Genomic DNA, 25,100 nt, shown 5'->3' on the forward strand with positions numbered 1-25,100 from the left:
TGCAATTTTTATAATTGCATACCTAATATAGATACCTTACAAATTAATTGATTTTTATTAATTTATATTTAAATACAATGTCTCTATTATAAATCTTTATTAATGAGTTTGGTTTGTATTTGCCTGTGAAGCATTTGCCTCTTGGTTATAAGGATTACCTAAAACATATTTTTTCCATGTATCTGATGATGAAGTATACTGTGCATCATTTTTCAATTGATCCTTAAAATAAGCATCATAAACTGCCTTTACTACTGGTGCAATACTACTTCCATGACCTCCATCAAATACTACTGCTGCTACAGCTATCTGTGGATCATTTGCTGGTGCAAAACTTACATATGTTGCGTAAGGTTCCCTTCCCACTTTCGATTGTAATTGATCATCAAAAACATCAGCTGTACCAGTTTTACCAGCCGTCGGTATTGGATATCCTAGGAATGTAGAACTACCTGTACCATCTGCTTCTTGGTTAACAGCTGTCATTCCTTGCTTAACCGCATCCTGAGTTTCTTTTGATATCTTAACCGTATTTAAAACTTCTGGTTTAAACTCTTGAACTACATTTCCATCACCATCTGTAATCTTATCTACTAAATGAATCTTATATCTTGTTCCTCCATTTGCAAGAGTTGAGATGTATGATACTAATTGCAATGGAGTGAAAGTATTCATCCCCTGACCTATTGATGCATAAACAAGCGAACCTGGTGATCTTACTTGTCCTGGCTGATCATTAGCCGCAAATTGAGCTAAGGCTTGTGATATTAATGTAGCTTGAGACTCTAAATTTATATTTCTTCCTGCAATACTTGCTTTGTATTCATCTGAATTATTCATCAAATTTAATACATCTTTCTTAATATCTTTAGCAAATGCATCATGACTAACCGCTGTTGGATCGTCAACGTCTTTATTTATTGTATCTTTAACTTTATCTTTTATAGCTTTCTTAGACTTCTTAACTTCATCATTATCATCATCTTTATCTCTTATATCAATAGGAGAAAAGTATATTGTATTATTGTAGTTTCCACTCTCTAGAAAATTAATTATATTATCTGTAGACATCTGTAGCACAGTATTTCTCCATGATGTAAAATTATAAGTTTGACCAAAGCTTTCACTTATTTCTATTCCTGTCGATTCCTTAGCACTACTATTAGGATCAATTCCTAATCCAAACTGCCAAGCATATTTAGCAAGTGAATTCAGTGCTTCAACATTATTAGCCTTTCCTCCTGCTTGCATATACATTCTAGTAGCAGTCTCATAGAAATAAAAGTTAATAGATTTTGCTATAGCTGTCGTTAAACTTATATTCCCTTGTGCAGCCTCTAGTCCTTTGGGTCCAAAAGCTTTACCAAAAATCTCTGGATGGATATTAAATATTCCTGTATCATTTATCATTTCTCCAGGTTTTATTGCTCCAGACTCCAAACCAGCAACAGCTGTTAGCGGCTTGAATGTAGATCCAGGTGGAATTTTTGACTGAGTCGCATAATTAAACGTTGCTTTTGGATATAAATCATATTTATCCCATCTAGCTCCATTATTTAATTTAGGAAATAACTCATCAACAGTTACATTAAGTCCCATTCTTTTAATAAATTCCTGCCCAAACTTCTCTAAGTCAGGATTAAAATAATCCTGATACTGCTGAGGAGTTAATTGTCCTGGAACTGTGAATAAATTTGGATTCAAGTTAGGATAACTTGTTAAAGCTAATACCCTTCCAGTTTTAACTTCAACTGCTACCAATGCACCTCTCGTTGCATTCAATAGTCTATTTCCTTTATCATCTCTTCCGGTAGCCTGCATATCAGCAATTTTATCTGCTAACGCTTGATCTGCTGCATATTGAATATCTCTATTTATTGTAAGATGCACATCATTTCCTGGATAAGGTTCAAGTTTAAATAATTCTTGCGAAACGCTTCCTTTAGAGTTAACTTTAACAGTTGTTCCACCCTTAACTCCTTTTAATTGTTCTTCGAAAGCCGATTCTACTCCAGACTTTCCTACAGAATCTGATGAAACATCATATCCTTTAAGTTCATATGCTGATTTTTGTGTATCATTAATTGAAGATACATATCCTAACACTGAAGATGCTAAATTATTATATGGATATGACCTTATAGGTGCCGAACTCACATTTATTCCTGGCAAATCGTATTTCTTTTGCATTACTACTAATGAAGTATCTTTCTTAATATTTTCTGCAATAGTTACTGATTTATATCCCTTAAAACTCTGCATTTTTATAGCATCTTTTACAAGCATGAATTTTCTAATATCATTTAAAGAATATCCTTCTTTTAAAATCATATCTGTTAAATCCTTGCCTTCCATTTTAGAATAAACATTCTTCTTTTCTTTTGAGTCATAATCTGGGTCTACAAGACCAATTAAATTATACGATTTAACTAATGAATAAAATGCATTGTCAGGAGTTATTTTCAGAAGTTCTTCATCTAGTTTTGCATTTTGTTCATCCGATAATTCTTCAACATCTTTGAACATTTGGTTTTTTAGAGTATCATTCAATCCCCTATCCTTTTTAAATCTCAATTCCTCTATATTTTGAGATTGTTTATCATTAGTTTTATACTCAAAATATATATTATTATTACTATCAATTTTTAAAGGTAACGAATCCTGAATGCTTTCTCCATTTTCATCCAATATTTTAAAAAGTTCTTTCATAGTTATATAAAACTGTTTATCAGCATCTTTTGTTTCCGTATATGTAATAGTGTATGTTTGAATATTAGTTGCTAAAACATTTCCTTTGTCATCATATATTTTACCCCTTGGGGCTTTCTCCGATATAAATCTCGTTGATGTTACATCTGCTTTATCCTTATATTCATCATAATTAAATACTTGAATATATAACAATTTTAGAATAATCACTGAAAATATAGCTATCATGATTATAGATAAAACTGTATATCTAGAAATCTTCCTTTTCTTCTTATTAGTTGGTTTATTTACTATCATCTAAACCTCCATCTTTGCTTTGAATACTCATCATCATAAACATTCATTACCAATTTATACACCAAAAACATTACTACTCCGTTGTATACTCCCATAATGATACTTTTAGAAAATTGTATTTCGATATTAAAAAAATTAAATATCAAAAGCACTCCTGCGTATTTAATTATTGTTATAAAAAAAGCCGAGGCAACAGGTATCAGTCTCTTAGTCTTTATTATTCCTGCTCCAATAAAACTTGCTAGAAGACATAGAAATAAATTCAATAATGAATTTACACCAAAACCATTAAAAAAGAAAATATCTTGAAGTATCCCACTCACAACACCCATAAATACAGCTCTTTCTTTCTTATTAACTAATGAATAAGCTATAGCGAAAGTAAATAATAAACTTGGATAAGCTCCCTTTATTGAAAAAAACGGAATTAGTGAGTTATCTAATATAACCAATCCTATAGAAATCAAAATAATAATTAATTTTTCCATTATAAACCTCTAATTATATTTAATTTCTCTCGTATCCTTTGGAGAGACAATAAATAATTCTTCTAATTTATTAAAATCTACATATGGTTTTACAACTGCATTCTTCATTACTTTTACTTTATCTTCTTCCACATGTGTTACTTCTCCAATTCTAATTTCCTTTGGATAAAGCATTCCTACTCCAGATGTCATTATTACATCGCCTTCCTTAACATCTGAATTCATTGGAAGATCGTATACCTTAGCCAAATTTTCTCCCTTACTATCCTTGAACCCTTTTATATAACCTGTAGCATCTCTCGTACTTTGATCCATAACACTTACTGCTATATTTTCATTAATTAGAGATTGAATTATGCTCCAATTACTTCCAACACTGGTTACTTGTCCCACTAATCCTTGAGCTGCTATAACAATCATACCCTTTTGTATATTGTCATTTTTACCTTTATTTACCACATAACCATCTAAAAAGTTTCCACCACTATACTCTATAATATCACATGCTATATAGTTATAATTCTTTCTTTCTTCCTGAAAATTTAACACTTGTCTTAATCTATCATTTTCTTCTTTTAAATCTGAATAAGTAGCCAACTCATTTTCAAGCTCTTGATTTTTTTTAATTAGTTCTTTGTTTTGCACTTTCACCTCAGAGAAATTTAAGAAAAAATCTAATGTCTCTTTAATTCTATTAGTTCCTGAGTATAAAAGATTTTGCACTGGATTTAAAGTACTACCGGCACCACTTTCAATAATACTTCTATTTTCCCTTTTAACCGTATAAACTATTAACCCTAAAAAGCTAACTGACAGCACTATAATAGTTACTGCCAGTTTATTCCTAAGAAGCTTCATGTTTAACCTCTTTGATCTCTACTAATTTTATCAAAATCTTCTAGTGCCTTCCCTGCTCCAAGTACTACGCAATCAAGAGGTGCCTCCGCAATATGTACAGGCATGTTTGTTTCTTTATTTATAAGTATATCTAATCCTTTTAGATATGCCCCGCCACCTGCTAACATTATACCTTTTTCCATAATATCTGCTGAAAGTTCTGGTGGTGTCTTTTCCAATGTTGTCTTAATTGATTCTATAATAGCATATACTGGTTCTTTCAATGCTTCTCTAACTTGAGTTTCTGAGATTTCAACAATCTTTGGAAGCCCAGTAATCATATCTCGTCCTTTAATCTCCATAACCGTTTCTTCATCTGAAGTTCTATAGGCCGAACCTATTTCCATTTTTACTTGTTCCGCTGTTCTTTCTCCAACCATTAAGTTAAATTCTTTCTTAATATAAGATATTATTGATTGATCTAACTCATCACCTGCTATTCTAAGTGACTTACTAGTTACTATACCACCTAACGAAATAATAGCAACTTCTGTTGTACCTCCACCAATATCAACTATCATACTTCCTGTTGGTTCACTTACTGGAAGTCCTGCTCCAATTGCTGCTGCCATTGGTTCTTCCATTAAAATAACATCTCTAGCGCCCGAAAGTTTTGTAGCTTCTTCAATAGCTCTTTTCTCAACTTCTGTAACTCCTGATGGATAACAAACTATTATTCTTGGATTTTTAAACGCATTCTTAGTTGATACTTTTTCTATTAGGCTTTTCATCATTGTTTGAGCCGTATCAAAATCTGCAATTACTCCATCTTTTAATGGTCTTATAGCTACTATATTTCCAGGGGTTCTACCTATCATAAGTTTAGCTTCTGATCCAACCGCTAATGTTTTTTTAGTCATAGTGTTCATTGCAACAACAGATGGTTCTCTTAAAACTATTCCTTTACCTTTTACAAATACTAGGGTGTTTGCAGTTCCCAAATCTATCCCCATATCTTTTCCTGATCCAAAAAATCCCATTTATTTTTCCCCTTCCAATTCTATATTAGTCCTCTTTCTTTGAAACTAACAAATTTATTATTTCCTATTATAATATGGTCTACTAATTGAATTCCTATAATATTTCCACATTCTTTAATTCTTAGTGTTATATTGATGTCTTCTCTGCTAGGTGTCGGATCACCTGATGGATGATTGTGACATACAATTATTGATGCACTATTCTTACTTATAGCTTGCTTAAAAATTTCTCTTGGATGTACAACTGATGTATTTAGGCTGCCCTTAAATACATCTTTAACACCAACAACTACATTTTTGGTGTTTAATAAGACAACTTTTAATACTTCTTGATTTAATTCATTCATCTCTCCCATAAGAAGACTTGCTAGGTCATTTGGTGAAGTTATTTTGATGTCATTATTTATTGCTTTCAATGTTCTAAATCTTTTAAAAAGCTCGGCTAAAGCTAAAATTTGTGAAGCTTTTCCTTGTTTAATCCCTTTTATAGATATTATATCATCAAAACTTGCATCTAAAATACCATTTAGCCCTTCTAGCTCAGACAAAAGCCTGCTACACAATTGAAGAACATTCTCTCCTTGTGTTCCAGTTCTAATTATTATTGCTAATAATTCCGAATTACTTAAAGATTCTGCTCCATAAGTTAATAATTTCTCTTTAGGTCGTTCATTCTGTGGTATATCTTTGATTTTAAGGCTACTTTCCATATAATATATTACCTCCAAATATATGATTTCCCCTCTATCCCTAAAATATAATTATTGTATCTCTTTAAGCATAAACTTTAGCTTATTCAGTGGCAGTCCAACAACGTTGTAATAACATCCTCTTATCTCTTCAACAAATATTCCACCTATTCCCTGGATTCCATAAGCGCCAGCTTTATCTAAAGGCTCCCCAGTTTTTATGTATTCTAATATTTCATCATCGCTTATTTCAGAAAAAGTAACTTCTGTAGATAAACTCTCTTGAATCACTAAATTTTTAGCTGTATTAATCACAACAACACCAGAATAAACTAAATGCTTTCTACCTTGAAGTGATTTTATAATATTAAAAGCATCTTCTTCATCTTTTGGCTTTCCTAGTATCATATTGTCTATAGTGACCACAGTATCAGCTGAAATTATAATTGCATCCTCATCTAGCTTATTCTTAACATTCAGTGCTTTTCCTAAAGCTATGTCCTTAACATATCTATCTATAGAGCCCTTAAAAATAACTTTGCTCTCATCAAAATTACTGACAATCACATCAAAATTCTTAATTAATCTACTTAAGAGTTCTTGTCGTCTTTCTGAAGCAGAAGCTAATATTATCTTCATATATTCACATCCTAAAATAAAGAATTTTGGCACATGAAAAAATAATAGGCGAGCATGATGATCTCCCATTTTTTGAATGTACCTCAATATATATCATTGACAAATAATATATATTGTAGACATGTTAATTTTTTAACCAAAAACTATTAAATTTTAAAGGTGTAGAAATGATGTTCTACCATTTCTACACCTTATAGTTTATCATTTAAGATGTTCTTAAACAAGTGTGTTATATTAAGTTATAAGTTTTTTTATATAAATGTAATTTTGTTGTAATAATTATTAATTAAATTCTTTAGTTTTTAATGAGTTTATATAACTCCTGCATATTATTACTACTGTTTGTTTTATCCATTTCATCCGGCAAACTTTTGACATAATCGTATAATTGGTTTATTTTATTCGATTTAGCAGTGCTTCCTTCATTCACAATTCCATCCGTCCATGCCTTAAATTCAGCTGTTTTTATACTTTTCACTTGATTATCTTGTAGCTTATTCACAATTGTTAAAAATCCATTCATAATTTCTATGAGCTTTTTATTTTCCAAGTCATTACTAGAAGCACCTAAACTAATTTTAGCGACATCAATATTATTCGACTTGAATTCCTCTATCTTTTTTAATCCATCTTCCTCATTGTATATTCCTGCCAAAACTCTATATTTGCCATCATCTTCTACTATAAATGGCTGACAGTATTTTGATATTGCAGCCAGTGACTCTTTTGCATTTTCCTCTTTTGAGTAATAACCACATTGTAATGCTATAATATTTTTTATCGTACCATTATAGTCACCTTGAGTTGAAGGTTTTGAATTATTTATGCTTATATTTTGTACATTCTTTCCATCAAAGATAACATTGCTAATAAACACTCCTCCAACTATAGATATTCCAACGATAACAACAACACTACATAAGAACTTCATCCTACCTGATTTTTTATATTCATATCTTGTGTATCTCATAGTCTCCCCCCTTTTGAACATTCTAAAAAATAGCGTATCAAAGAGTTAGAATTTATATACCACCTAATCTTATAGAAAGGCAGTATAAAAACAGAATAATATCATATATATTTGACTGCTATTTTTTCATATTTCTTATATATTAATATTTATTCTGTGGATTACACATATATGAATTATGTTAAATAAAAAATATTATATAGAGTACATTTTTTTAATATCAAATGCCAGATTAACAATGTAAAAGCTAGAGAAAGATACATTCCGTACGTTCAGGCACACTAGTTATCTTTTCTACTATATTATGTTTACACTTAGCCTCTTAAGTTAACCATATCTATTAGCTAAAAATTCTTCTTGCAGTAGCATATCTTTCTGAATAGTATCCATCACACAGTGAGCTTACCATTACTGGTTTTCCAGATCTTGGGGCATGTATAAATTCTCCATTTCCAATATAAATACCCACATGGCTAATTGAACCTTCGGTATTAAAAAAGACTAAATCTCCAGCTCTTAAGTTACTTTTATTCACTTTAGTTCCCACATTTACTTGTGTATATGTAGTTCTTGATATATCTATACCAAATTTATTATACACGTATTGTGTTAATCCAGAGCAATCAAAAGCATTTGGACCAGTTGCTCCATAAACATATGGTTTTCCTAAAAACTTATATGCATAATTTACAACTTCATTTCCTTTACTGATTGCTCCCCTTGATACTGAATCTTCATTAGTTGCTACTGTTTCAGAATCTGATGGTGCTTTTATTACTTTAGCTGTTTTAAGTTCACTAGTTTTAATTGTAATTCCTTTATTATGTGTTAGCGTAGTATCCGCTTTAGCATCTTGAGCATTAATAAAAAAAACTCCTAAAAAAATAAAAGCTGTAGTTATACATTTCATAAGCATATTATCTTTAATTTTCATCTTAAATTCCTCTCCATACTTAATCTATATCATCCTAAAAATAGTTTAGTTATCGTTTACACTGTGTCGTAAATTTTACAACATGTTTTTAGTATAGTTATAAGCTAGGTAAAGGTCAAACCTTTTACACTTTTATATTGTTATTTACAATAAAATATCTCTATTTTCCTCAACATTACTATCAATAATGGTCATTTACTGTAAATTTATAATTTTCTGACTTTTGTATTACATTTTGTTATTTCTTATCTTTTCTCTAGCAAACCAGAAATTCAAAGTTCTCAAATTGATCAAAAAAAACAGTAAGTTATTCATTAAATTTTATGGTTAACTTACTGTTTTAATTGAATTTATATATTCTAATTTCTAATTTCCTTAAGAACTTCTACTAAATATTCAAAACATCTACAAGCAGAAGATATACTTAAATGTTCATTTGGTGTGTGTATATCAATTATATTGGGACCAAAACTAATCATATCTAAATCTCCCAATCTTTCCTTAAGTATTCCACATTCTAATCCAGCATGGATGGCAACAATATCTGCTTCTTTGCCATACATTCTAGAGTATACATCTTTACATATATCCCTTATTTTCGAATCATTTTTATATGGCCATTCTGGATATCCTGCCGCAGCTTCAAATGTTCCTCCCATCATTTCAGTTAAACATTTATTTCTTTCAACTATTTCTTCTTTCAATGAGAACACAGAACTTCTAACAGCACTATGATATTTTATATCACTTTCATTGGTTGTTACCACTCCAAGATTTGATGAACTTTCCACTAATCCTTCTATTTCAGAACTCATTGTGTTTACACCATTTGGATACAAATATGATAAGCTAATTGCTTTAGCTGTAGTATCATCTGAAAATACTTTTTCTATTTTTTCTTGACTTTCTAATAATGTTATTTTAAGTCCTGGGTCTTTTTTGGTAAATTCTTTAGAAATATCACTATCTATCTTTGTTTTAGCTTCAACCAATTCTTTTTCCTTCGATTGATCAATTGAAATAACCGCCATAGCTTCTCTTGGTATTGCATTATCTTTTGCTCCACCTTTTAATGAAACTAAGTTAAAAGATACCTTATTTAAGATTCCCCTTAATACTCTTGCCATTAATTTATTTGCGTTTCCTCTTTCCAAATGAATTTCAGCTCCTGAATGTCCTCCAGCTAATCCTTTAACTTCAATCACATATTCTTTTGTATTTTCTTTTTTATTTGTCCATTCAATAGGCAAAGTAGATTCAGTTCTAATTCCACCAGCACAGCTGACCCAAAGTTTTCCTTCTTCTTCTGAATCTAAATTCAGTACAATTTTTCCATCTAAATCTTTTGATCGTACAGCTTTAGCTCCAGTCATTCCTGTTTCTTCATCTGTTGTTATTAATACCTCTATAGCAGGATGTTCTATTGATGTATCCTCTAATATTGCCATCGCATAAGCAACAGCAATTCCATCATCTCCTCCAAGAGTTGTATTATCTGCATATATATAATCATCTTTGATTACTAAACTTATTGGATCTTTTTCAAAATCATGAACTTTGTCGTTATTTTTCTCACACACCATATCCATATGACCTTGAATTATAACTGTTGGAGCTTTCTCATACCCTTTTGATGCAGGTTTTTTAATAATAACATTTAGGGCATCATCTTGAATACATTCTAAGCCTAACTTTTTCCCAAAGCTCAATAAATAATCACTTATTTGTTTCTCATTTCCAGAACCTCTTGGTATCTTACTTATTTCATTAAAATGATAAAAAATTCTTTTCCCCGTAATATTCTCTAAATTTTTCATTCTACTCTCTTCCTTTCATCAATTATATGATAGAATATGATTATACATATCTTTTCTTAGTTTATCATAAAATATTGCTATATTATGTATATTTTTATTATTTTATGATTAATTATTTCACACACTATAATATATATACAAAATTTTAATGTGAGGTGTTTATATGCAAAAAACAAAAATGATTTTTACTATTGGTCCAGCAAGCGATAATGAGGAGACTTTAAGAAAGTTCATTGAAATTGGGATGAGCGCTGCAAGGTTGAACTTTTCTCATGGTACACATGAAACACACAAAGAAAAAATCGAATTAATCCAACGTCTAAGTAAAGAAATGAATTCTGCAACAGCTATAGTTCTTGATATTAAAGGTCCAAAAATTAGAACTCATAACTTTGTAAACGATGGTGTAACTCTTAATGACGGTGACGATTTCGATTTTATATGTGGAGAAGAAATTCTTGGTGATGAGAAAAGATGCTCAATCTCATATGATGTACTTTATCAAGATATAAAAGTTGGCGGAAAAATTCTTGTTGATGATGGCCTTCTAAAATTTAAAGTTACTGGTGTTGAAGGTAAAACAATTCATACAAAAGTTGTTGTAGGTGGTGAAATTAAAAATCATAAGGGTGTAAATGTACCTAATGTAGTTATTAAATTACCATCAATTACAGAAAAAGATATTGAGGATATAAAATTCGGCTGCAAAATGGGTGTTGATTTTATAGCTGCTTCTTTCATAAGAAAAGCTAGCGATATTTTAGATGTAAAAAAAGTTCTAAAAGAAAACCACGGAGAACATATAAAAGTAATAGCTAAAATAGAAAACCAAGAAGGTGTAGACAATATAGATTCTATCATCGAAGTAACCGATGCTGTAATGGTTGCCAGAGGAGATATGGGTGTTGAAATTCCAATTCAAAAAGTGCCTATAATACAAAAAATGATCATTAGAAAATGTAATGAAGTTGGTAAGGTTGTTATAACTGCAACTCAAATGCTTGATTCAATGATCAGAAATTCACTTCCAACTAGAGCTGAAGCAAGTGATGTTTGTAACGCTATTTTTGATGGAACTGATGCAATTATGTTAAGTGGTGAAAGTGCTTCCGGTTGTTTCCCTATAGAAGCAGCAAAAACAATGTCAAAAATTGCTCAAGAAGCAGAAGAATATTTAGATTATGATCACTTAACTGCAAGGCTTAGAGAGCCATCACTTACTGACTATGCAGCTGCAATAAGTTATTCAGCATGTAGAACAGCTAATATCTTACATGCAAAAGCTATAGTAGCAGCAACTAAGAGCGGTGCTACAGCAAGACTGCTTTCAAGATATAGATCAAAGGCTCCAATCATAGCTATAACACCTTATGAACAAGTAAGAAAGGGATTAAGCTTGAATTTTGGAATCTTCCCAATGCCTTGTAAAATGTTTAACTCAACAGATGAAATATTAACAGAAGCTAAAAACACAGTATTTAGTCTAAATTTCACACAGCCTGGAGATGATATAATAGTTGCTGCCGGAATGCCAACAACTCAAACTGGTGGAACTAATATGTTAAAAATAGAAAAGATTTAATTAAAATACTCCAAATAAAATAAGTATGGATGATTATCCATACTTATTTTTCATATTTAAAATTCTGTAAATCTACTCAAATTTAAATCCTTTAAGTAAATCTCCCAAAGAGGTTCCACTTTCATCACTGCTGTCAATATAATCAAGATATTCTTTATTAGTTTCTACAGCTTCTTTTATACTCAATGCTATTCTTTTTTCTTCCCGATTAATACTTAGCACCTTAACCTTTACTTTTTGATTAATTTCCAATGCATCGGAAGGCTTTGCAATATGTTCATCTGTAATCTCTGTTATATGAACCAAACCTTCTATCCCATCAAATAGCTCAACAAACGCGCCAAATGTAGTAAGACGTACAACCTTTCCTTCAAATATACGTCCTTCATTAATGTCATTGCTATGAACTATCCATGGCTCTTTAGTTACATCTTTTAATATTAATGATAATCTTTCATTTTTTCTATCCACATTACCTATAAATACTTCTACCTTATCTCCCTCTTTAACTATATCTTCAGGCTTATTTACTCTCTCCCATGATAAATCTGAAATATGAATTAATCCTTCTACTCCTCCAATGTCAACAAAAGCTCCGAACTTAACTATTTTCTTAACAACACCGTTTCTTTTTTCTCCCTCTTTTAGATCATCCCATATACTTTTCTTATTTTTGTTATATTCTTCTTCTTCAAGAATTCTTCTTGAAGCTATAACTCTTTTATTGTTAAAGTCTAATTCAGTGATTCTAACATCTAAATCTCTTCCTACTAAATTACTAAGCTCGATTCTTTCTCTACTTGCAAGGGAGCCTGGTATAAAAATTTTTATGCTACCATAGTATGCAATCACTCCACCTTTAGTCTCTTCTTTCACATACACTTTAACGTTCTTTTGTTCTTTGAAATATTGACTTAATTCTTCTCTTCCCTTTATCTCCAAAGCTTTTATTAAAGAAAGCTCAACATATCCTTCACCATCATTTGGGGATAAGACATACACATAAATCTCATCATCTTTACTAACCACTTCTCTTGGATCCTTGCCATCTATAGATAACTCTTCTTTGGCTATTAATCCATCAAAAGCATAATCTATATTAACAGAAACCTCCTTATCGTTTACATCTATAACTTTTCCCCTTAATACATCTCCTCTATTAAGTCTTTTTACATCATATTGTTTTAAAAGTTCGCTCATATTGCTTTCTACTTCTTCGTTAGACATAACATAATTCACTCCTTATTATAATTTTTCTTACTTACAATAATAATCTAAGAGAATCTTTTACACAAGTATGGTTCCTTGTACCATAAATATAATTCTAATTTTATATTATCTCAATATGAAAATCTTTTTACTCTAATCCAGTTATTATCAAAATTATTTCTATTTTTAACTCAAGTAGTATTAATTACCTTTTAAAAGAATAAAGAAAACTACTATAAGTTAGAAATAACAACTTTTTATATAGATATATAATTCTAATCATCCTTTTTAGTCTTTTTTCGTTGCTTTTCCATATTGTGTATAAGGAATCTTTTTTATATAATAAGTACATAATCTTTTAAGGGGTGATCACTATTCGTAAGATTAAAAGAAAATATGCTTTAGCTATATTTTTAACATTCATATTTATATTTTCGAGTTTACCTTTAGATGCTATATCATTTATTGGTATAAATACATCTAATAATAATTCAGTAGCCTTTGCTAAATCAACTGGTAGCAGCAGTAGGTCAAGCTCTAGCGGTAGCAAATTTAGTTCTAGCAGTTCAAAGTCAAGTAGTGGATTTAGTTCAGGCTCTTTTAGCGGATCAAGTTCATCTAGTAAATCCTCAACAACTACAAGTGGTGATTCAAGTAGTTCAAAGAGTGGCGAAGGGTTCAAATCCGGCAATTTCTCGAATAGTGATTCTTCAAACTCAGATTCAAAGACTTCTTCGTCATCTTCAAGTAGTGGTGGATCACAAGGATTTAGTAGCGGTTCTTATTCTACAACTGATAAAAATAAAACCGCTGATTCATCAACTTCTTCTAACACAAATGATAATAAAAATACTAATACTCAAACATATAATGGCGGTTCCAGCAGAAGTTCATTCTGGCCATTCTTTGGTGGAGGATACTTTTACAGACCATTTTATTTTGGTTCACCAGCAAGCTCATTAATTAACACATTAGTTTTAGCTGGAATATTTGTACTAGCTATTATATTAATAAAAAAATATTTAAATAATAAACGAAAATAATAATTATTTGGAGGTATAGACATGGGAATTTTTTCAAGAATGTCAAATATGATTAAGGCAAAAGTAAATAACTCATTAGATGAAATGGAAAATCCAGTTGAATTACTAGATCAAAAACTAAGAGATATGGATGAACAATTTAATAAAGCAAAATTAAGTTCAGCTCAAATTTTAGGTAATGTTCATGAAATTGAGAAAAAACTAGATTCTGCTAAAAAAGAATCTGAAGATTATGATCAAAAGGTTAGATTAGCGCTAAGCAAAGGAAATGAGGATTTAGCTAAAAGAGCATTAGCTAAAAAAGTTGAAACAGATAAAAAGGCTGCTTCTCTACAAGCAAGCTATGATAATGCTAAAGTACAGGCTGATACTTTAAAAGCAAATCTACGTGCTTTAGAAGAAGAAATAACAAAAACTAGAAGTTACAGAGATGAAGCAGCTGCAAGATTTGCAAATGCTGAAGCCTCTCAAAAAGTAAATGAAGTTCTAGCTAATGTTCAAACTAAAAGTAACTCAATACAAATTGATAGTATAGAAAGAAAAATTCAACGTAAAGAATCTCTTGCTCAAGGTTTAGGTGAATTAAGAGACCTAGATGATTTTGATAGTGAATTTAAGAAATTAGATGACGTTGATCTAGATCTTGAATTAGCAAAATACAAATCTAATTAGGTGATAAAAATGGATAGTGATAAGGACCTAAATTTTATTAACGAAGAACGGAGATATTGGGGAAAGATTTATACGGATATAGCTTATGCTATAAGTGAAATATCTCCTTTTATTTCAGAAAGAGACTCAAAAATAAGAAAATATTTTTCTAAATCATCTATTCTTAAGGAATATATGAAGCTTTTGGATTCTGCAGAATCTGACTGTAAGAAAAAATCTTTATTTTCAATGTTTAAATCTAGTCCTAGCATAAATTTACTTCAAGATTTCAAATCTAAAAATAAAGAAAACTTTAAGCAGTTAGAAAAATGTTCCCACTGTGAATGCTTAAACTGTGCATTTGATTGCAATTTCAAAAAATGTTCAAGCTGCAGAAGTGGTTCCCTAATTTGCTCTTGTGATAAAGAAAGAGTTAATGTAAGAAAATTTGATAATTTTACGCTAGACCTTACTAATAACGATACTGGCATCTCTTCAAAGTATAATGTTTTAGCTGTTGTTGAAGACTGTACTTTAGATAACCTATATATCCTTTTAGAAAGTTTTAACAACTCTAACGATAAGCTGGTACTATACTATTACCCTGGAATAAAAGAAGATAGCTATGGAGAGATAACTGATCCTAATGAATTTGATTTTGTAGTAGAAACTTACCAAAATGCAAAATAATATTATTAAAAAACCATTATCTAATACTATAAAAATTATAGCCTAAAATTCATTTATAAAAACAATTAACAAGAAATGGAGATACGCCTTTATAATAAAAAGGCGTATCTCCATTTCTTGTTAATTGTTTATAAGTTTAAATTTTTGAAAATCAATATACTTCTTATCTCTATAATACTTTAACCTTCATCATACATTGAAAATTGTTGTACCTCTAATTCTTTTCTCTTTTCCATTTCATTGAAACAATAATTTATTATATCACTTCTTTTTATTATCCCTATAAAAGTACCATTATCATCGGTTACAGGCACAAAATTTTGACTTACAGATAATGATATTAAACTTTCTATATTTGAAGTTATAGAAACAGACCTATGAGTTGTCTTTCTATATATATCTTTAACTTTAACAGATTCCATGTTTTTAAAGTTCAAATTATGAGTGTTTTTTATCTTCCACAATAGATCACCCTCTGTTAGTGTTCCAACATATTTTCCTTCTCTATCTATAACCGGTATAGCTGTGTATCCGTAGCATTCCATTTTCTCCATAACTTGTTTCATAGTTGCATCTTGACTTTCACATACAACTTCATTTTTTGGTGTAAGAAAAAAGGCTATATTCATAAATAAAATCCTTTCATTCAATGTATTCGTTTTGTTCTTATTCACAAAACTATTTTATCATATCTTAGATTAAATTTCTTTAACTAAATTCTTACTTATTTCTGAATATCTACTGAAATCACCTTTTTTTCTCATTATTTTCTAACTTATAGATATAATTTAAGTATGCCTCGTCTTTCAATACACTATTAACTTCGATGTATCCATTTTCTCCTTGAAGAGTCTTTTTAACTAGAACTTCACATAAAACATTACACTTACATTTCGAACAGGTACCTACAGCTGCAAATCTCCAATTTAAAAGTTTTATAGGCGTTTGTAAATCAACCTTTTTTCCACACTTGGGACACCTTAACATTAATTTTTCTTCTTCTATTTCTATATTATCAAGATCTGATACTTGTATAGCCGGCATATTATATATGTCTTTAACGATATAATTTTTTATTACCCTCGAATTATATACTCGCCTAAATACTTCGACAGTATATTTTGCATCATTTAAAGCATCATGCAATTTTGTATCATCTACTTTGATTTTTAACTCATCTAAAGCCGACTTAAGTCCCAATGCTTTTTTATGAGCCAATATTTTAGTAACATATTCTTGAATATCAAGATATTCATTTAACCATCTTAAATCATTATAATTATAATGATGAGCGTTAATAATTAATTCAGCAACATCATCTTTCGCCCATGAACACAAAACATCTCCATCTTCAAACATATCCTTTAATTTGCTTATAGCTTCTTCAAAAGATACTCCTTTTTCATTAAGCATATCCATATCTATTTTAGTAATTTCCGTTACTACAGGATTAATTACAGGAAATACTTTTGGCTTAATATACTCCCTAATTTCCTTTATAGGTTTCATATACTTATCTACTTTTACTGCACCTATTTCTATAATTTCATTTTCCAAACCCACTGAATCAAACTCACCATATTTTTCAAAAAAATCTTTCTGATAATTAGTTATATTTTTTAAATTATTAAATTCTAAGTCAATAATAATGTACCCCATACTTAATCCTTTCTAATGTTAATTTTACTTCTTTAAACTTATTTTTTATACATCTATCCCTGCAAGCTTCATTAAATGGATTGCATTTTGTGTTTTACTTCTTCCTTCTCTTAGAATATAGTCAAATTTGATTTTATTATTTTCATAAAATTCTCTAAAATTATAATTTATTATTTCTTCACTTTCATTTTCTAAGTCACATAATTCAAAATCATGAGTAGATACAAGTCCGACTCCTCCATATTTAATTAATTGTTTAATCAATACAGAAGCACCAGTATGCCTATCTCTTGAATTAGTTCCCTTAAATATTTCATCTAATAGAAAAAATACACTTTCTCCCCTTTTGCATGCCTCTATTAATATCTTTATTCTCAGAATTTCTGCATAAAATGATGAAATATTTTCTTCTAAATTGTCTTTTGTTCTCATACAAGTATATATATTCATAATTCCACAAGAAAATTTATCTGCATGTACTGGAGCTCCGATGTAACTTAAAACTAAATTAGTACCGAGTGTTCTTAAAAATGTGCTTTTTCCAGACATATTGGAACCTGTGATTAAGGAAACCTTTTGATTCCCAACCATTGAAAATGTATTTTTAACTGCATTTGATCCTAATAAAGGATGACCTATATTAACTGAAGTTATTTCATTTTTATCTAAAATAACAGGATAAGTCCAATTTTCATTTTCAAATGGCAAATTGCATATACTGGTTAATGCATCTATCTTATGCATTACTTCTAACCAGCCTTTAAGCTTACTCCCATTTTTTTCTCTCCACTTTTCTAAACTTCTTAACAAGAATACATCTGAAAATAATAGTATGTTAAATAGTAGATAATAAGCATTATAAGAACTATTTCCTATCCAATCCAAGATGCTCGAAAAAGCTTTCATCTCTTCCTTACAACTTAATTTATCACTCTTTAACTTTCCTTGTAATTTCTTTAAATATTGAGAATTGAAGTTTTCCTCTTCGATTAGAAATAAAATTTTACTATAACCATATATACTATTTTTTATGGACTCAAATAATTTAATTTCTGTTCTCATACTTTTAGATAACACCTTAACAACGATAAAATTCACCATAAAATTTAAAAGTAGAAATGATTGAGGTATTACTTTTACTATTGCTAAGTATATTGAAAAAATTGTTGCTAAAATAAAAGTACATGCAATAACGACTCTTAGTGGACTTGATGATTCTGTGCTTTCACTCCAATCAATCAAGTTGTCCAAATGCATATCTTTTGATTTTTTCAAACTACCTTCAAGAATTAAATTTTGTCTCCAAGTAGCTTTTTGACTCATTTCCTTTACAGCTTCTTGTCTTTCAACGATATCACTCTTATTAAGAGGCCCTTCATTTCTTAATAATTTTACTAGTTCTTCTCTTCCTCCTTTAGTAACTGTATCATTAATATATTGAAAAATCGAGTTATCTCCAAATACATCCAAGTCATCTACAAATGGATGTTTGTAGTCTAAATACTCTGAACCAGAATCCTCAAAACTCGCAAAATCACCACTTAATCTCTTTATTCCTTTCTCATTAATTTTTAGTATCGCTTTGATCTTTTCTCTATCTTGAATTATATTATTGTGATAAAAAATCAAAGCAATAAAAATACCTACAAAAAATATAGTTGAAATTAATATTAGATTTAATTTATTCTGATTATATAAAAAGTAATCAGTTAATAATCCTAAAAGTACTATAAACAATCTGCTCCATCCAATAATATTTACTTTATAATTCAGATCATTTTTCTGTCTTAAACATCGTTGTATGTTCCCTTTATAAAATTCTTCTGCTAAACTCATAATTCCTCCTAACATAATAATTTTATTTTCATAACCAATTTTCTTATTGACTATAAATTAAACTTCTTAATTCAAATTTAGACAAAACTTAAATAATTAATATACATTAAAATAACATTCTAACTTTATCTTATAAATAAAATAAAGTATATTAAGATATCTTATTTTTAATTTACGATATTTTAATCTACCTTTTATCTTTTGTAATATATTTTATTATTATCTCATATTCATTTTAGCTATAAATAGTAATTAATTTATATATAAAATACAATATTCTATAAGTATAATATTACCATAATAAATTCGATTTATATTCCTTTGTTCAAATTATTTTTTTCATTAAATTTATAGCTATCATTAAAACACTAGCGTAATTTCTTCTTCAAGTCAGAGACATCTACTTAGAATGTGGTGATTTTCTGAGCGCTAAATCTTAAAATTAAAAGGATTATTTCCAATATAACCTTGAAAATAATCCTCAATCATTATTAAAATTAACATAGTCTATTCTTTAGATAAGCACTTATATATCTGATCTAAATTGTATCTCATAGCTTCTATATAATTTTTATCATCTTCTTTTGATTCCAATGTGAGTATTGGAACCACATCAGCTTGAACTTCTTTTGCTAAAGTTTCTGAAACTTTAGGGCTCGCTAAAGACTCTGAAAAAACAGTCTTTATATTATTTTCTTTACAAAAACTTACCAAGTCTTTTAATTGCTTAGGAGTTGGCTCACCCTCTGCAAATAAATTTTCTACTGATTTTTGAGTTAATCCGAAATCTCTGCATAAATACCCAAAAGCAGCATGACCTGTTATGAAATTTTTCTTACTCAATGTATCAAATTTAGGTCTATATTCACTATATACATTTTCTAATTCTTCTTTAAATTTATTATAGTTTTCCTCATAATAATCTTTATTTTTTTCATCTAACTTTACTAGAGTATCTTTTATATTACTTGATTGAATTTCAGCATTTTTCAAACTTAACCAAGTATGTGGGTCAACTGTATCTCCCTCTTTTCTAGCTTCTATACCAGTACTCGAATCTACAACAGTCACATTAGTATTCTTAATAGCTTCATTGACTTGACTCACCCATTCTTCCATACCTAAACCATTATAAATAAAAGCTTTACTCTTTGTTAAATCCTGAAAATCTTTAGTTTTAGGCTCGTAATCATGTGGTTCCATATTCTCTGGAACTAGACACACAACCTCTGCTTTATCCCCAGCGATTTTCTCTGCGAATTCTTTTAACGGATATATTGAAACTGTAATTTTTAATTTATCTTCATTTGCATTTTGTATTCCAGTGTTTGCATTAGCTCCACATCCAACTAACATAAAACTTACTAATGTAGCTAAAGCTCCTGAAATTATTCTCTTTTTCATATTATACCTCCAGTTTGCATCTGATTTGCATTTGCAACTCTGTTTATAATATTACTGTTAAAGTTCAAATATGTCAAGATTAGTTAAATTCATTACACGAATTGACTCAAGCTAGAATTATGAATTTAAATTAATTAAATTGTAATTATATTTATTCCTATCAAGAATAAACTTTTCTATTTCTTGACAAGTAAAAAAAATTACTTGCTCAAAATTCTCATTCATAAGAAGACTTAATGCTTTTTCTCTTCTTTCATCATCATATTGGACAAGAGCATCGTCTAAAAATATTGGGATTCTTTTATTTTTGAACAACATATTTATAAATGAGAGTCTCAATGCTAAATATAATTGATCTTTAGCACCATTGCTTAGTATTTCTCCCTCAAACAGCATCCCTTTGTTTCTAATCTTTAACTTATAGTCTTCTGATATCTTAGCTTCTTCATAATCATCATTTGTTAAAAAGTTAAATTTTTTTATAATCTTCTCATTCATATCTGGACCGATATTCTTCTTTATCTCATCAAATGCTTCTTGAATCAAGTTACTAGCTAATTCTAATGCTTTAAATTCTTTCTCCAATTTTCTAGTTCTTTCTTCATTAATTAATATTTCTTCTTCTATTTCTGATATTCCCCTTTTTCCTAAATACCTTTTCTCTATAAGATGTTCTAAATCCTTTATCTCTTTCTCGACTTTCAATAGTTCGTTAGACTTTGCTCTAATCTCTGAGTCTATTTCCTCTTCAGATTCATAAGAATACTTTATGTCCTGATTAATAATTTCCTTCATCTCTTCCTTTATTTCATCTATATTTCTATCCTTTATTAGAACCTTATATGTTTCCTCTACACTTTTTAATGCATTTTTAATTTCATTCATTTTATTTATCTTTTCTTTATACTCTTTTAACTTAATATGCATATCTACTATTTCTATATTGTCTAATCCAAGTACAAGAGTTTTTTTTCTTATCTCATCATCTTTATCATCTAATTGTTCATTTATATTTTCTATATCCTGATTAATTGTGCTAATCTCGTATTCTTTTATAAGTATTTCTTCCTTTTGTTTTCCATAGATTTCCAATTGTTCTAGTACCTCATCTAAAGACTTGCAGCCTAAAACATTATACAAAGATGCTATTACACCTTTATTTCTATTATAATTTGATTTTAATTTAGTAATATCATGTCTGCTAATTTCATCCTCCTTATTTTTTATCAATAGGGTCATATTATCTTTATAGCTTCTATATTTATCATATTGATTTATCTTACTAATAAAATCCTCATGGGATACTGAATTAGTCTCTTTTATATAAGTATCTAATCTTTTTTCATATTCTTTTATTTTTTCTTTCAACGTATCAATTGATATATTATTTTTCTTAATAAATTCTGCATTTTTAATTAATAGCGAATATTTTAAATATAATATACCTATTGAGATAAGTATAAGTGTACATATACTTACAATAGGAATTATTTGTTTCAATATACTATATATAAAAATAGAAATACAGGTTACCCCAGTAAGATAAATATATTTTATTTTTCTATTAAAACTCTTTAAGTCTTCTTCGGATTTACTGTAATCCTGATTTTCCATTTTATATTTTAATTCTTTTAATCCTTCCTTATAAGAATTAAGTAGTTTCTCTATTTCTTCTCTATTATTTTTTATAAACTCTAAATTACTGATATTGGAAGCTTGTTTGTTTACATCAATCTTTAATTCAGATATTGAATTTTTTATATTTATGATATCATTAAGTTTTTCTTCTAAATTCTTTTGATCAACTTTCAACGTATATATTTTTTCCTTTATGTTATTCCCCATTGAAGAAAAAACCTTATAATTTCTTATCTTCTCGTTTCTCACTCTTAATTCTTCTTCTAATTCACAAAGTTTATTTAATTTTTCTTGTTTTATGTCTAATAAACTTAAATATCTGGCACACTTTTCATTAATTTCATCCAAATATTCAGCTGTTATATATTCATCACCCTTTTTAAGCTCTTCAATTATGGCATCTTGTTTTCTTTTAAGTTGCTCGCCTTTAACTAAATAACTACTTATTTCTTTGTAGTCTTTTTGAAGCTTTATCTTCTTAATATACCTTTTGTATAAATCTAACTTTTGAATTTGTTCTTTTATACTACTTTTAATATCTTTCTTCCTTAGTAAGTTTTCTTCATTTTGCACGTTTTCTTCAGCTAATTTATATGCTTCCCACAATTCTGTTTTAAGCGAATTATTTCTTTCTTTTAATGAATCAATCTCCCCACCTTTCCTTATTCCTAGCAATTGCTTCTTTTTCTTTTCTAGCTTCTCAATTACTTTTTTCACAGAAGTATTTTCATCTCCAACATTGTAAACATTTGTTAGCTTCTCCATTATTTCTTCTTCTTTATCTTTTGATATAACTACTCCTAATTGACCTATAAATAACGTCTTTATAAAAGTAGATAAATTTATATCGAAAAAATATCTTCCTGGTTCATTCTTATATTCAATTTCTAAACTTTCTCCAGTTATTTCATCTAGAACTTCACATTCATCTTCTTTTTTTGTTGTACCAAATCTTCTTTTTATAATGTACTCTTTTCCTTCATGTTCTATTATTAATTCCCCCGAGATCTTCTCTCCAGATAACGGTAAATATCTTTTTCTATCATTTAATTTACTTCTAGAATTTTCAATTCCATACAACCATATCTTAATAAAATTCTCAATTGAACTCTTTCCCTTTTCATTTTTTCCATAAATAAGATTGAATCCTCTATCGAAATCTAAGCTTTTATCTTTAAGTCCTGCAAAAGCTTTTATATTTATTCTTTTAACTATCAAAAGCTTCCACCTCTTTCATTAAATCCACTTGCGTACAAATTATTTTCATATTGTTTTTAAATATATTAATTCTACAATGAAAAAGTATATTTTCAATTAACTTACATCTCATTAATCCTTACCTCTTCACCTGAGATGCTTTGAAGACCTATCTTTAAAGCCAAGGATATAATCTCCATTTCTTCTTCTGTCTCCGCATTTTGTAATTTTTCATATATCTTTTTAGCAAATATGTTTTTTAGTGAATATCCTTTTATTAATTCTGTTATATCTAACTTAATTTCACTTTTATCAATAGTTCGCACAAAGTAGAATTCATCTTTGAGCAATTCTTCTAGAAATTCCTCATCTAATGAAAATTCATCAGATATTTGTCCCTTTAGGATAATTTTATAAAAATTATTTTTTCTATTATCCTTAGAAATTTCTGATATTATTCTATTTTTGACTTCATTATATCCAAAACATCCTTCAATATTTATTCCCTTTTCATAGTAATTTCTTACTGATGTTCTAACAAATCGACTTTCTACAAATCTATTCTTAAGCTCTAATAATACTACCCCTTTATCTTCAAGCTCATCGAACCCTCTTCCTTGAGGGCATCCACTGTAACTATAATAAGTATTTCCTATTTTCTTAACTTCAGAAAACTTATGTCTATGTCCTAATGCTATATAATCCAAATCACTTTTAAGTATATCCTCTTCCGTAATTGGATTATAGTTATTTCCTTCTTCTACACTCGAAATTTCTCCATGAATAACCATTATATTGTTATATCCGTTAATTCTTTTAATATCTTTTAATAAAGATTTACTAACATGTGTAGTATTAAACCCAGCTCCCCAAATAACAGTATTTAAATCTTCCAAGATTATCTTTTCAACTCTTCCTTTAAAAATATGAACATTACTTGGCCAATCAACAATGCTATAAAAAGACTTTTCATTAAAAGGATCATGATTACCTGGACTTATAAAAACTTTTACCTTGCTAATATTTTCAAAACAACTTTTTATGAAATGAAGCGTAGTTTTTTTTACAGATAAATTATCAAATACATCTCCTGCAATTAATAAAATATCTATTTCTTCATTTTGAGTTATCAGCATTATCTTCTCAAAAACTTGTTTTAATTCCTCTTTACTCTTTAGTGCTAGCTTTGGTGTCATTCCACTAAAAGGCGTATCAAAATGTATATCTGCTGTATGTAAAATTTTAATTTTTCTCATAATATCACACCTAAACTTTTTTATATAACGAACTTTTGTTCTAATTTTACCACGAAATTTACGAACAGTCCAAAACGATTATATTTTTTAATTTTATTATCTATATAAATATTACTTTCTCATATATTACATCAAAAATTATTATATGAGTTTATAATTTGAACAGCTAAATACATATTTAAGTAAAAAATAAGAGATGTATTATACAAATGTATAATACATCTCTTATTTTTAGAATATGATTAGATTACCTCTAACACATACAAAATTTAATAATAAATTATAAAATCTTACTAAATTCTATGTTCATATTCTTCTACCATTCTTTTCACCATTTCTCCGCCTACTGAACCACATTGTCTCGAACTCAAGTCACCATTATATTCTTTAAATGGTATTCCTAGCTCCTGAGCTACTTCGTCCTTGAATTTTTCCAAGCCACGTTTTGCTTCTGGAACTAATGCTCTATTATTGTTGTTTGACATAACGATCCCCTCCTCGGCTAATTAGTAGAA

Annotated in this window: 21 protein-coding genes; 4 read left to right on the forward strand and 17 right to left on the reverse strand. The window is 28.9% G+C overall.

The window, feature by feature from the left end:
* Positions 1 to 99: 99 nt before the first annotated feature.
* The 9 genes from T483_RS0107275 to T483_RS0107315 form a co-directional block, all read right to left on the reverse strand.
* The gene (locus tag T483_RS0107275; RefSeq protein ID WP_026886264.1) at positions 100 to 3,006 is read right to left on the reverse strand and encodes a penicillin-binding transpeptidase domain-containing protein; all 2,907 of its coding nucleotides are present in this window, start codon (positions 3,004 to 3,006) and stop codon (positions 100 to 102) included.
* Positions 3,003 to 3,494: a rod shape-determining protein MreD gene (mreD, locus tag T483_RS0107280; RefSeq protein WP_026886265.1), complete on the reverse strand. Its 492-nt coding sequence runs from the start codon at positions 3,492 to 3,494 to the stop codon at positions 3,003 to 3,005. Before mreD ends, T483_RS0107275 begins: the two co-directional genes overlap by 4 nt.
* A gap of 9 nt (positions 3,495 to 3,503) precedes the next feature.
* Positions 3,504 to 4,352, reverse strand: coding sequence for a rod shape-determining protein MreC (mreC, locus tag T483_RS0107285; RefSeq protein ID WP_026886266.1), 849 nt, complete (start codon positions 4,350 to 4,352; stop codon positions 3,504 to 3,506).
* A 2-nt stretch (positions 4,353 to 4,354) separates the two neighbouring features.
* On the reverse strand, positions 4,355 to 5,371 hold the full coding sequence (locus T483_RS0107290) for a rod shape-determining protein (protein ID WP_011967840.1): 1,017 nt from the start codon (positions 5,369 to 5,371) through the stop codon (positions 4,355 to 4,357).
* A gap of 20 nt (positions 5,372 to 5,391) precedes the next feature.
* On the reverse strand, positions 5,392 to 6,081 hold the full coding sequence (gene radC, locus T483_RS0107295; RefSeq protein WP_026886267.1) for a RadC family protein: 690 nt from the start codon (positions 6,079 to 6,081) through the stop codon (positions 5,392 to 5,394).
* A 51-nt stretch (positions 6,082 to 6,132) separates the two neighbouring features.
* Complete coding sequence (locus T483_RS0107300; protein ID WP_026886268.1) at positions 6,133 to 6,699, reverse strand: Maf-like protein; 567 nt, start codon at positions 6,697 to 6,699, stop codon at positions 6,133 to 6,135.
* Positions 6,700 to 6,994: 295 nt separating this feature from the next.
* Positions 6,995 to 7,669: an SPOR domain-containing protein gene (locus T483_RS0107305; protein ID WP_026886269.1), complete on the reverse strand. Its 675-nt coding sequence runs from the start codon at positions 7,667 to 7,669 to the stop codon at positions 6,995 to 6,997.
* Positions 7,670 to 8,009: 340 nt separating this feature from the next.
* Positions 8,010 to 8,603, reverse strand: coding sequence for a C40 family peptidase (locus T483_RS0107310; protein ID WP_026886270.1), 594 nt, complete (start codon positions 8,601 to 8,603; stop codon positions 8,010 to 8,012).
* Positions 8,604 to 8,962: 359 nt separating this feature from the next.
* Positions 8,963 to 10,420 (reverse strand): aminoacyl-histidine dipeptidase, encoded by a 1,458-nt coding sequence (locus T483_RS0107315; RefSeq protein ID WP_026886271.1) that lies wholly within the window; start codon positions 10,418 to 10,420, stop codon positions 8,963 to 8,965.
* Positions 10,421 to 10,583: 163 nt separating this feature from the next.
* Here T483_RS0107315 and pyk point away from each other — a divergent pair, with 163 nt between their 5' ends.
* Positions 10,584 to 12,002: a pyruvate kinase gene (gene pyk / locus T483_RS0107320; protein ID WP_026886272.1), complete on the forward strand. Its 1,419-nt coding sequence runs from the start codon at positions 10,584 to 10,586 to the stop codon at positions 12,000 to 12,002.
* Between the two features lie 72 nt (positions 12,003 to 12,074).
* Here the strand turns inward: pyk and rpsA are convergent, their stop codons facing one another.
* Positions 12,075 to 13,229: a 30S ribosomal protein S1 gene (gene rpsA / locus T483_RS0107325; protein ID WP_026886273.1), complete on the reverse strand. Its 1,155-nt coding sequence runs from the start codon at positions 13,227 to 13,229 to the stop codon at positions 12,075 to 12,077.
* A 347-nt stretch (positions 13,230 to 13,576) separates the two neighbouring features.
* Here rpsA and T483_RS0107330 point away from each other — a divergent pair, with 347 nt between their 5' ends.
* From T483_RS0107330 to T483_RS0107340, 3 genes are read left to right on the forward strand one after another with little or no spacing between them, the layout of a single operon-like run.
* Positions 13,577 to 14,254 carry a hypothetical protein gene (locus tag T483_RS0107330; protein WP_080696940.1) on the forward strand — a complete coding sequence of 226 codons (678 nt, stop codon included), beginning with the start codon at positions 13,577 to 13,579 and terminating at the stop codon, positions 14,252 to 14,254.
* 21 nt (positions 14,255 to 14,275) lie between these two features.
* Positions 14,276 to 14,926, forward strand: a complete 651-nt coding sequence (locus T483_RS0107335) for a PspA/IM30 family protein (protein WP_026886275.1) — start codon at positions 14,276 to 14,278, stop codon at positions 14,924 to 14,926.
* 9 nt (positions 14,927 to 14,935) lie between these two features.
* Positions 14,936 to 15,595 carry a hypothetical protein gene (locus tag T483_RS0107340; protein ID WP_026886276.1) on the forward strand — a complete coding sequence of 220 codons (660 nt, stop codon included), beginning with the start codon at positions 14,936 to 14,938 and terminating at the stop codon, positions 15,593 to 15,595.
* Between the two features lie 179 nt (positions 15,596 to 15,774).
* Here the strand turns inward: T483_RS0107340 and T483_RS0107345 are convergent, their stop codons facing one another.
* From T483_RS0107345 to T483_RS0107380, 7 genes are all read right to left on the reverse strand, one after another.
* A complete protein-coding gene (locus tag T483_RS0107345) occupies positions 15,775 to 16,224 on the reverse strand; it encodes a CBS domain-containing protein (RefSeq protein ID WP_026886277.1) in 450 nt (149 codons plus the stop codon).
* Positions 16,225 to 16,342: 118 nt separating this feature from the next.
* Entirely contained in the window at positions 16,343 to 17,254 is a 912-nt protein-coding gene (locus T483_RS0107350; RefSeq protein ID WP_026886278.1) for a 3'-5' exonuclease, read from the reverse strand.
* A 45-nt stretch (positions 17,255 to 17,299) separates the two neighbouring features.
* Positions 17,300 to 19,090, reverse strand: coding sequence for a MutS family DNA mismatch repair protein (locus T483_RS0107355; RefSeq protein WP_026886279.1), 1,791 nt, complete (start codon positions 19,088 to 19,090; stop codon positions 17,300 to 17,302).
* Positions 19,091 to 19,597: 507 nt separating this feature from the next.
* Complete coding sequence (locus tag T483_RS0107360; protein ID WP_026886280.1) at positions 19,598 to 20,494, reverse strand: metal ABC transporter solute-binding protein, Zn/Mn family; 897 nt, start codon at positions 20,492 to 20,494, stop codon at positions 19,598 to 19,600.
* Positions 20,495 to 20,611: 117 nt separating this feature from the next.
* Complete coding sequence (locus T483_RS0107365) at positions 20,612 to 23,350, reverse strand: AAA family ATPase (protein ID WP_026886281.1); 2,739 nt, start codon at positions 23,348 to 23,350, stop codon at positions 20,612 to 20,614.
* A gap of 101 nt (positions 23,351 to 23,451) precedes the next feature.
* Positions 23,452 to 24,585: a metallophosphoesterase family protein gene (locus T483_RS0107375; protein ID WP_026886282.1), complete on the reverse strand. Its 1,134-nt coding sequence runs from the start codon at positions 24,583 to 24,585 to the stop codon at positions 23,452 to 23,454.
* 293 nt (positions 24,586 to 24,878) lie between these two features.
* Positions 24,879 to 25,070: an alpha/beta-type small acid-soluble spore protein gene (locus tag T483_RS0107380; RefSeq protein ID WP_026886283.1), complete on the reverse strand. Its 192-nt coding sequence runs from the start codon at positions 25,068 to 25,070 to the stop codon at positions 24,879 to 24,881.
* Positions 25,071 to 25,100 lie beyond the last annotated feature (30 nt).

Source organism: Clostridium beijerinckii HUN142 (genome assembly GCF_000621745.1).
Taxonomy (GTDB): Bacteria; Bacillota; Clostridia; order Clostridiales; family Clostridiaceae; genus Clostridium; species Clostridium beijerinckii_A.

Coding starts and splice junctions, on each gene's coding strand:
- T483_RS0107275 (WP_026886264.1), bottom strand. CDS start 3,006: ATGATAGTAAATAAACCAACTAATAAGAAGAAAAGGAAGATTTCTAGA.
- mreD (WP_026886265.1), bottom strand. CDS start 3,494: ATGGAAAAATTAATTATTATTTTGATTTCTATAGGATTGGTTATATTA.
- mreC (WP_026886266.1), bottom strand. CDS start 4,352: ATGAAGCTTCTTAGGAATAAACTGGCAGTAACTATTATAGTGCTGTCA.
- T483_RS0107290 (WP_011967840.1), bottom strand. CDS start 5,371: ATGGGATTTTTTGGATCAGGAAAAGATATGGGGATAGATTTGGGAACT.
- radC (WP_026886267.1), bottom strand. CDS start 6,081: ATGGAAAGTAGCCTTAAAATCAAAGATATACCACAGAATGAACGACCT.
- T483_RS0107300 (WP_026886268.1), bottom strand. CDS start 6,699: ATGAAGATAATATTAGCTTCTGCTTCAGAAAGACGACAAGAACTCTTA.
- T483_RS0107305 (WP_026886269.1), bottom strand. CDS start 7,669: ATGAGATACACAAGATATGAATATAAAAAATCAGGTAGGATGAAGTTC.
- T483_RS0107310 (WP_026886270.1), bottom strand. CDS start 8,603: ATGAAAATTAAAGATAATATGCTTATGAAATGTATAACTACAGCTTTT.
- T483_RS0107315 (WP_026886271.1), bottom strand. CDS start 10,420: ATGAAAAATTTAGAGAATATTACGGGGAAAAGAATTTTTTATCATTTT.
- pyk (WP_026886272.1), top strand. CDS start 10,584: ATGCAAAAAACAAAAATGATTTTTACTATTGGTCCAGCAAGCGATAAT.
- rpsA (WP_026886273.1), bottom strand. CDS start 13,229: ATGTCTAACGAAGAAGTAGAAAGCAATATGAGCGAACTTTTAAAACAA.
- T483_RS0107335 (WP_026886275.1), top strand. CDS start 14,276: ATGGGAATTTTTTCAAGAATGTCAAATATGATTAAGGCAAAAGTAAAT.
- T483_RS0107340 (WP_026886276.1), top strand. CDS start 14,936: ATGGATAGTGATAAGGACCTAAATTTTATTAACGAAGAACGGAGATAT.
- T483_RS0107345 (WP_026886277.1), bottom strand. CDS start 16,224: ATGAATATAGCCTTTTTTCTTACACCAAAAAATGAAGTTGTATGTGAA.
- T483_RS0107350 (WP_026886278.1), bottom strand. CDS start 17,254: ATGGGGTACATTATTATTGACTTAGAATTTAATAATTTAAAAAATATA.
- T483_RS0107355 (WP_026886279.1), bottom strand. CDS start 19,090: ATGAGTTTAGCAGAAGAATTTTATAAAGGGAACATACAACGATGTTTA.
- T483_RS0107360 (WP_026886280.1), bottom strand. CDS start 20,494: ATGAAAAAGAGAATAATTTCAGGAGCTTTAGCTACATTAGTAAGTTTT.
- T483_RS0107375 (WP_026886282.1), bottom strand. CDS start 24,585: ATGAGAAAAATTAAAATTTTACATACAGCAGATATACATTTTGATACG.
- T483_RS0107380 (WP_026886283.1), bottom strand. CDS start 25,070: ATGTCAAACAACAATAATAGAGCATTAGTTCCAGAAGCAAAACGTGGC.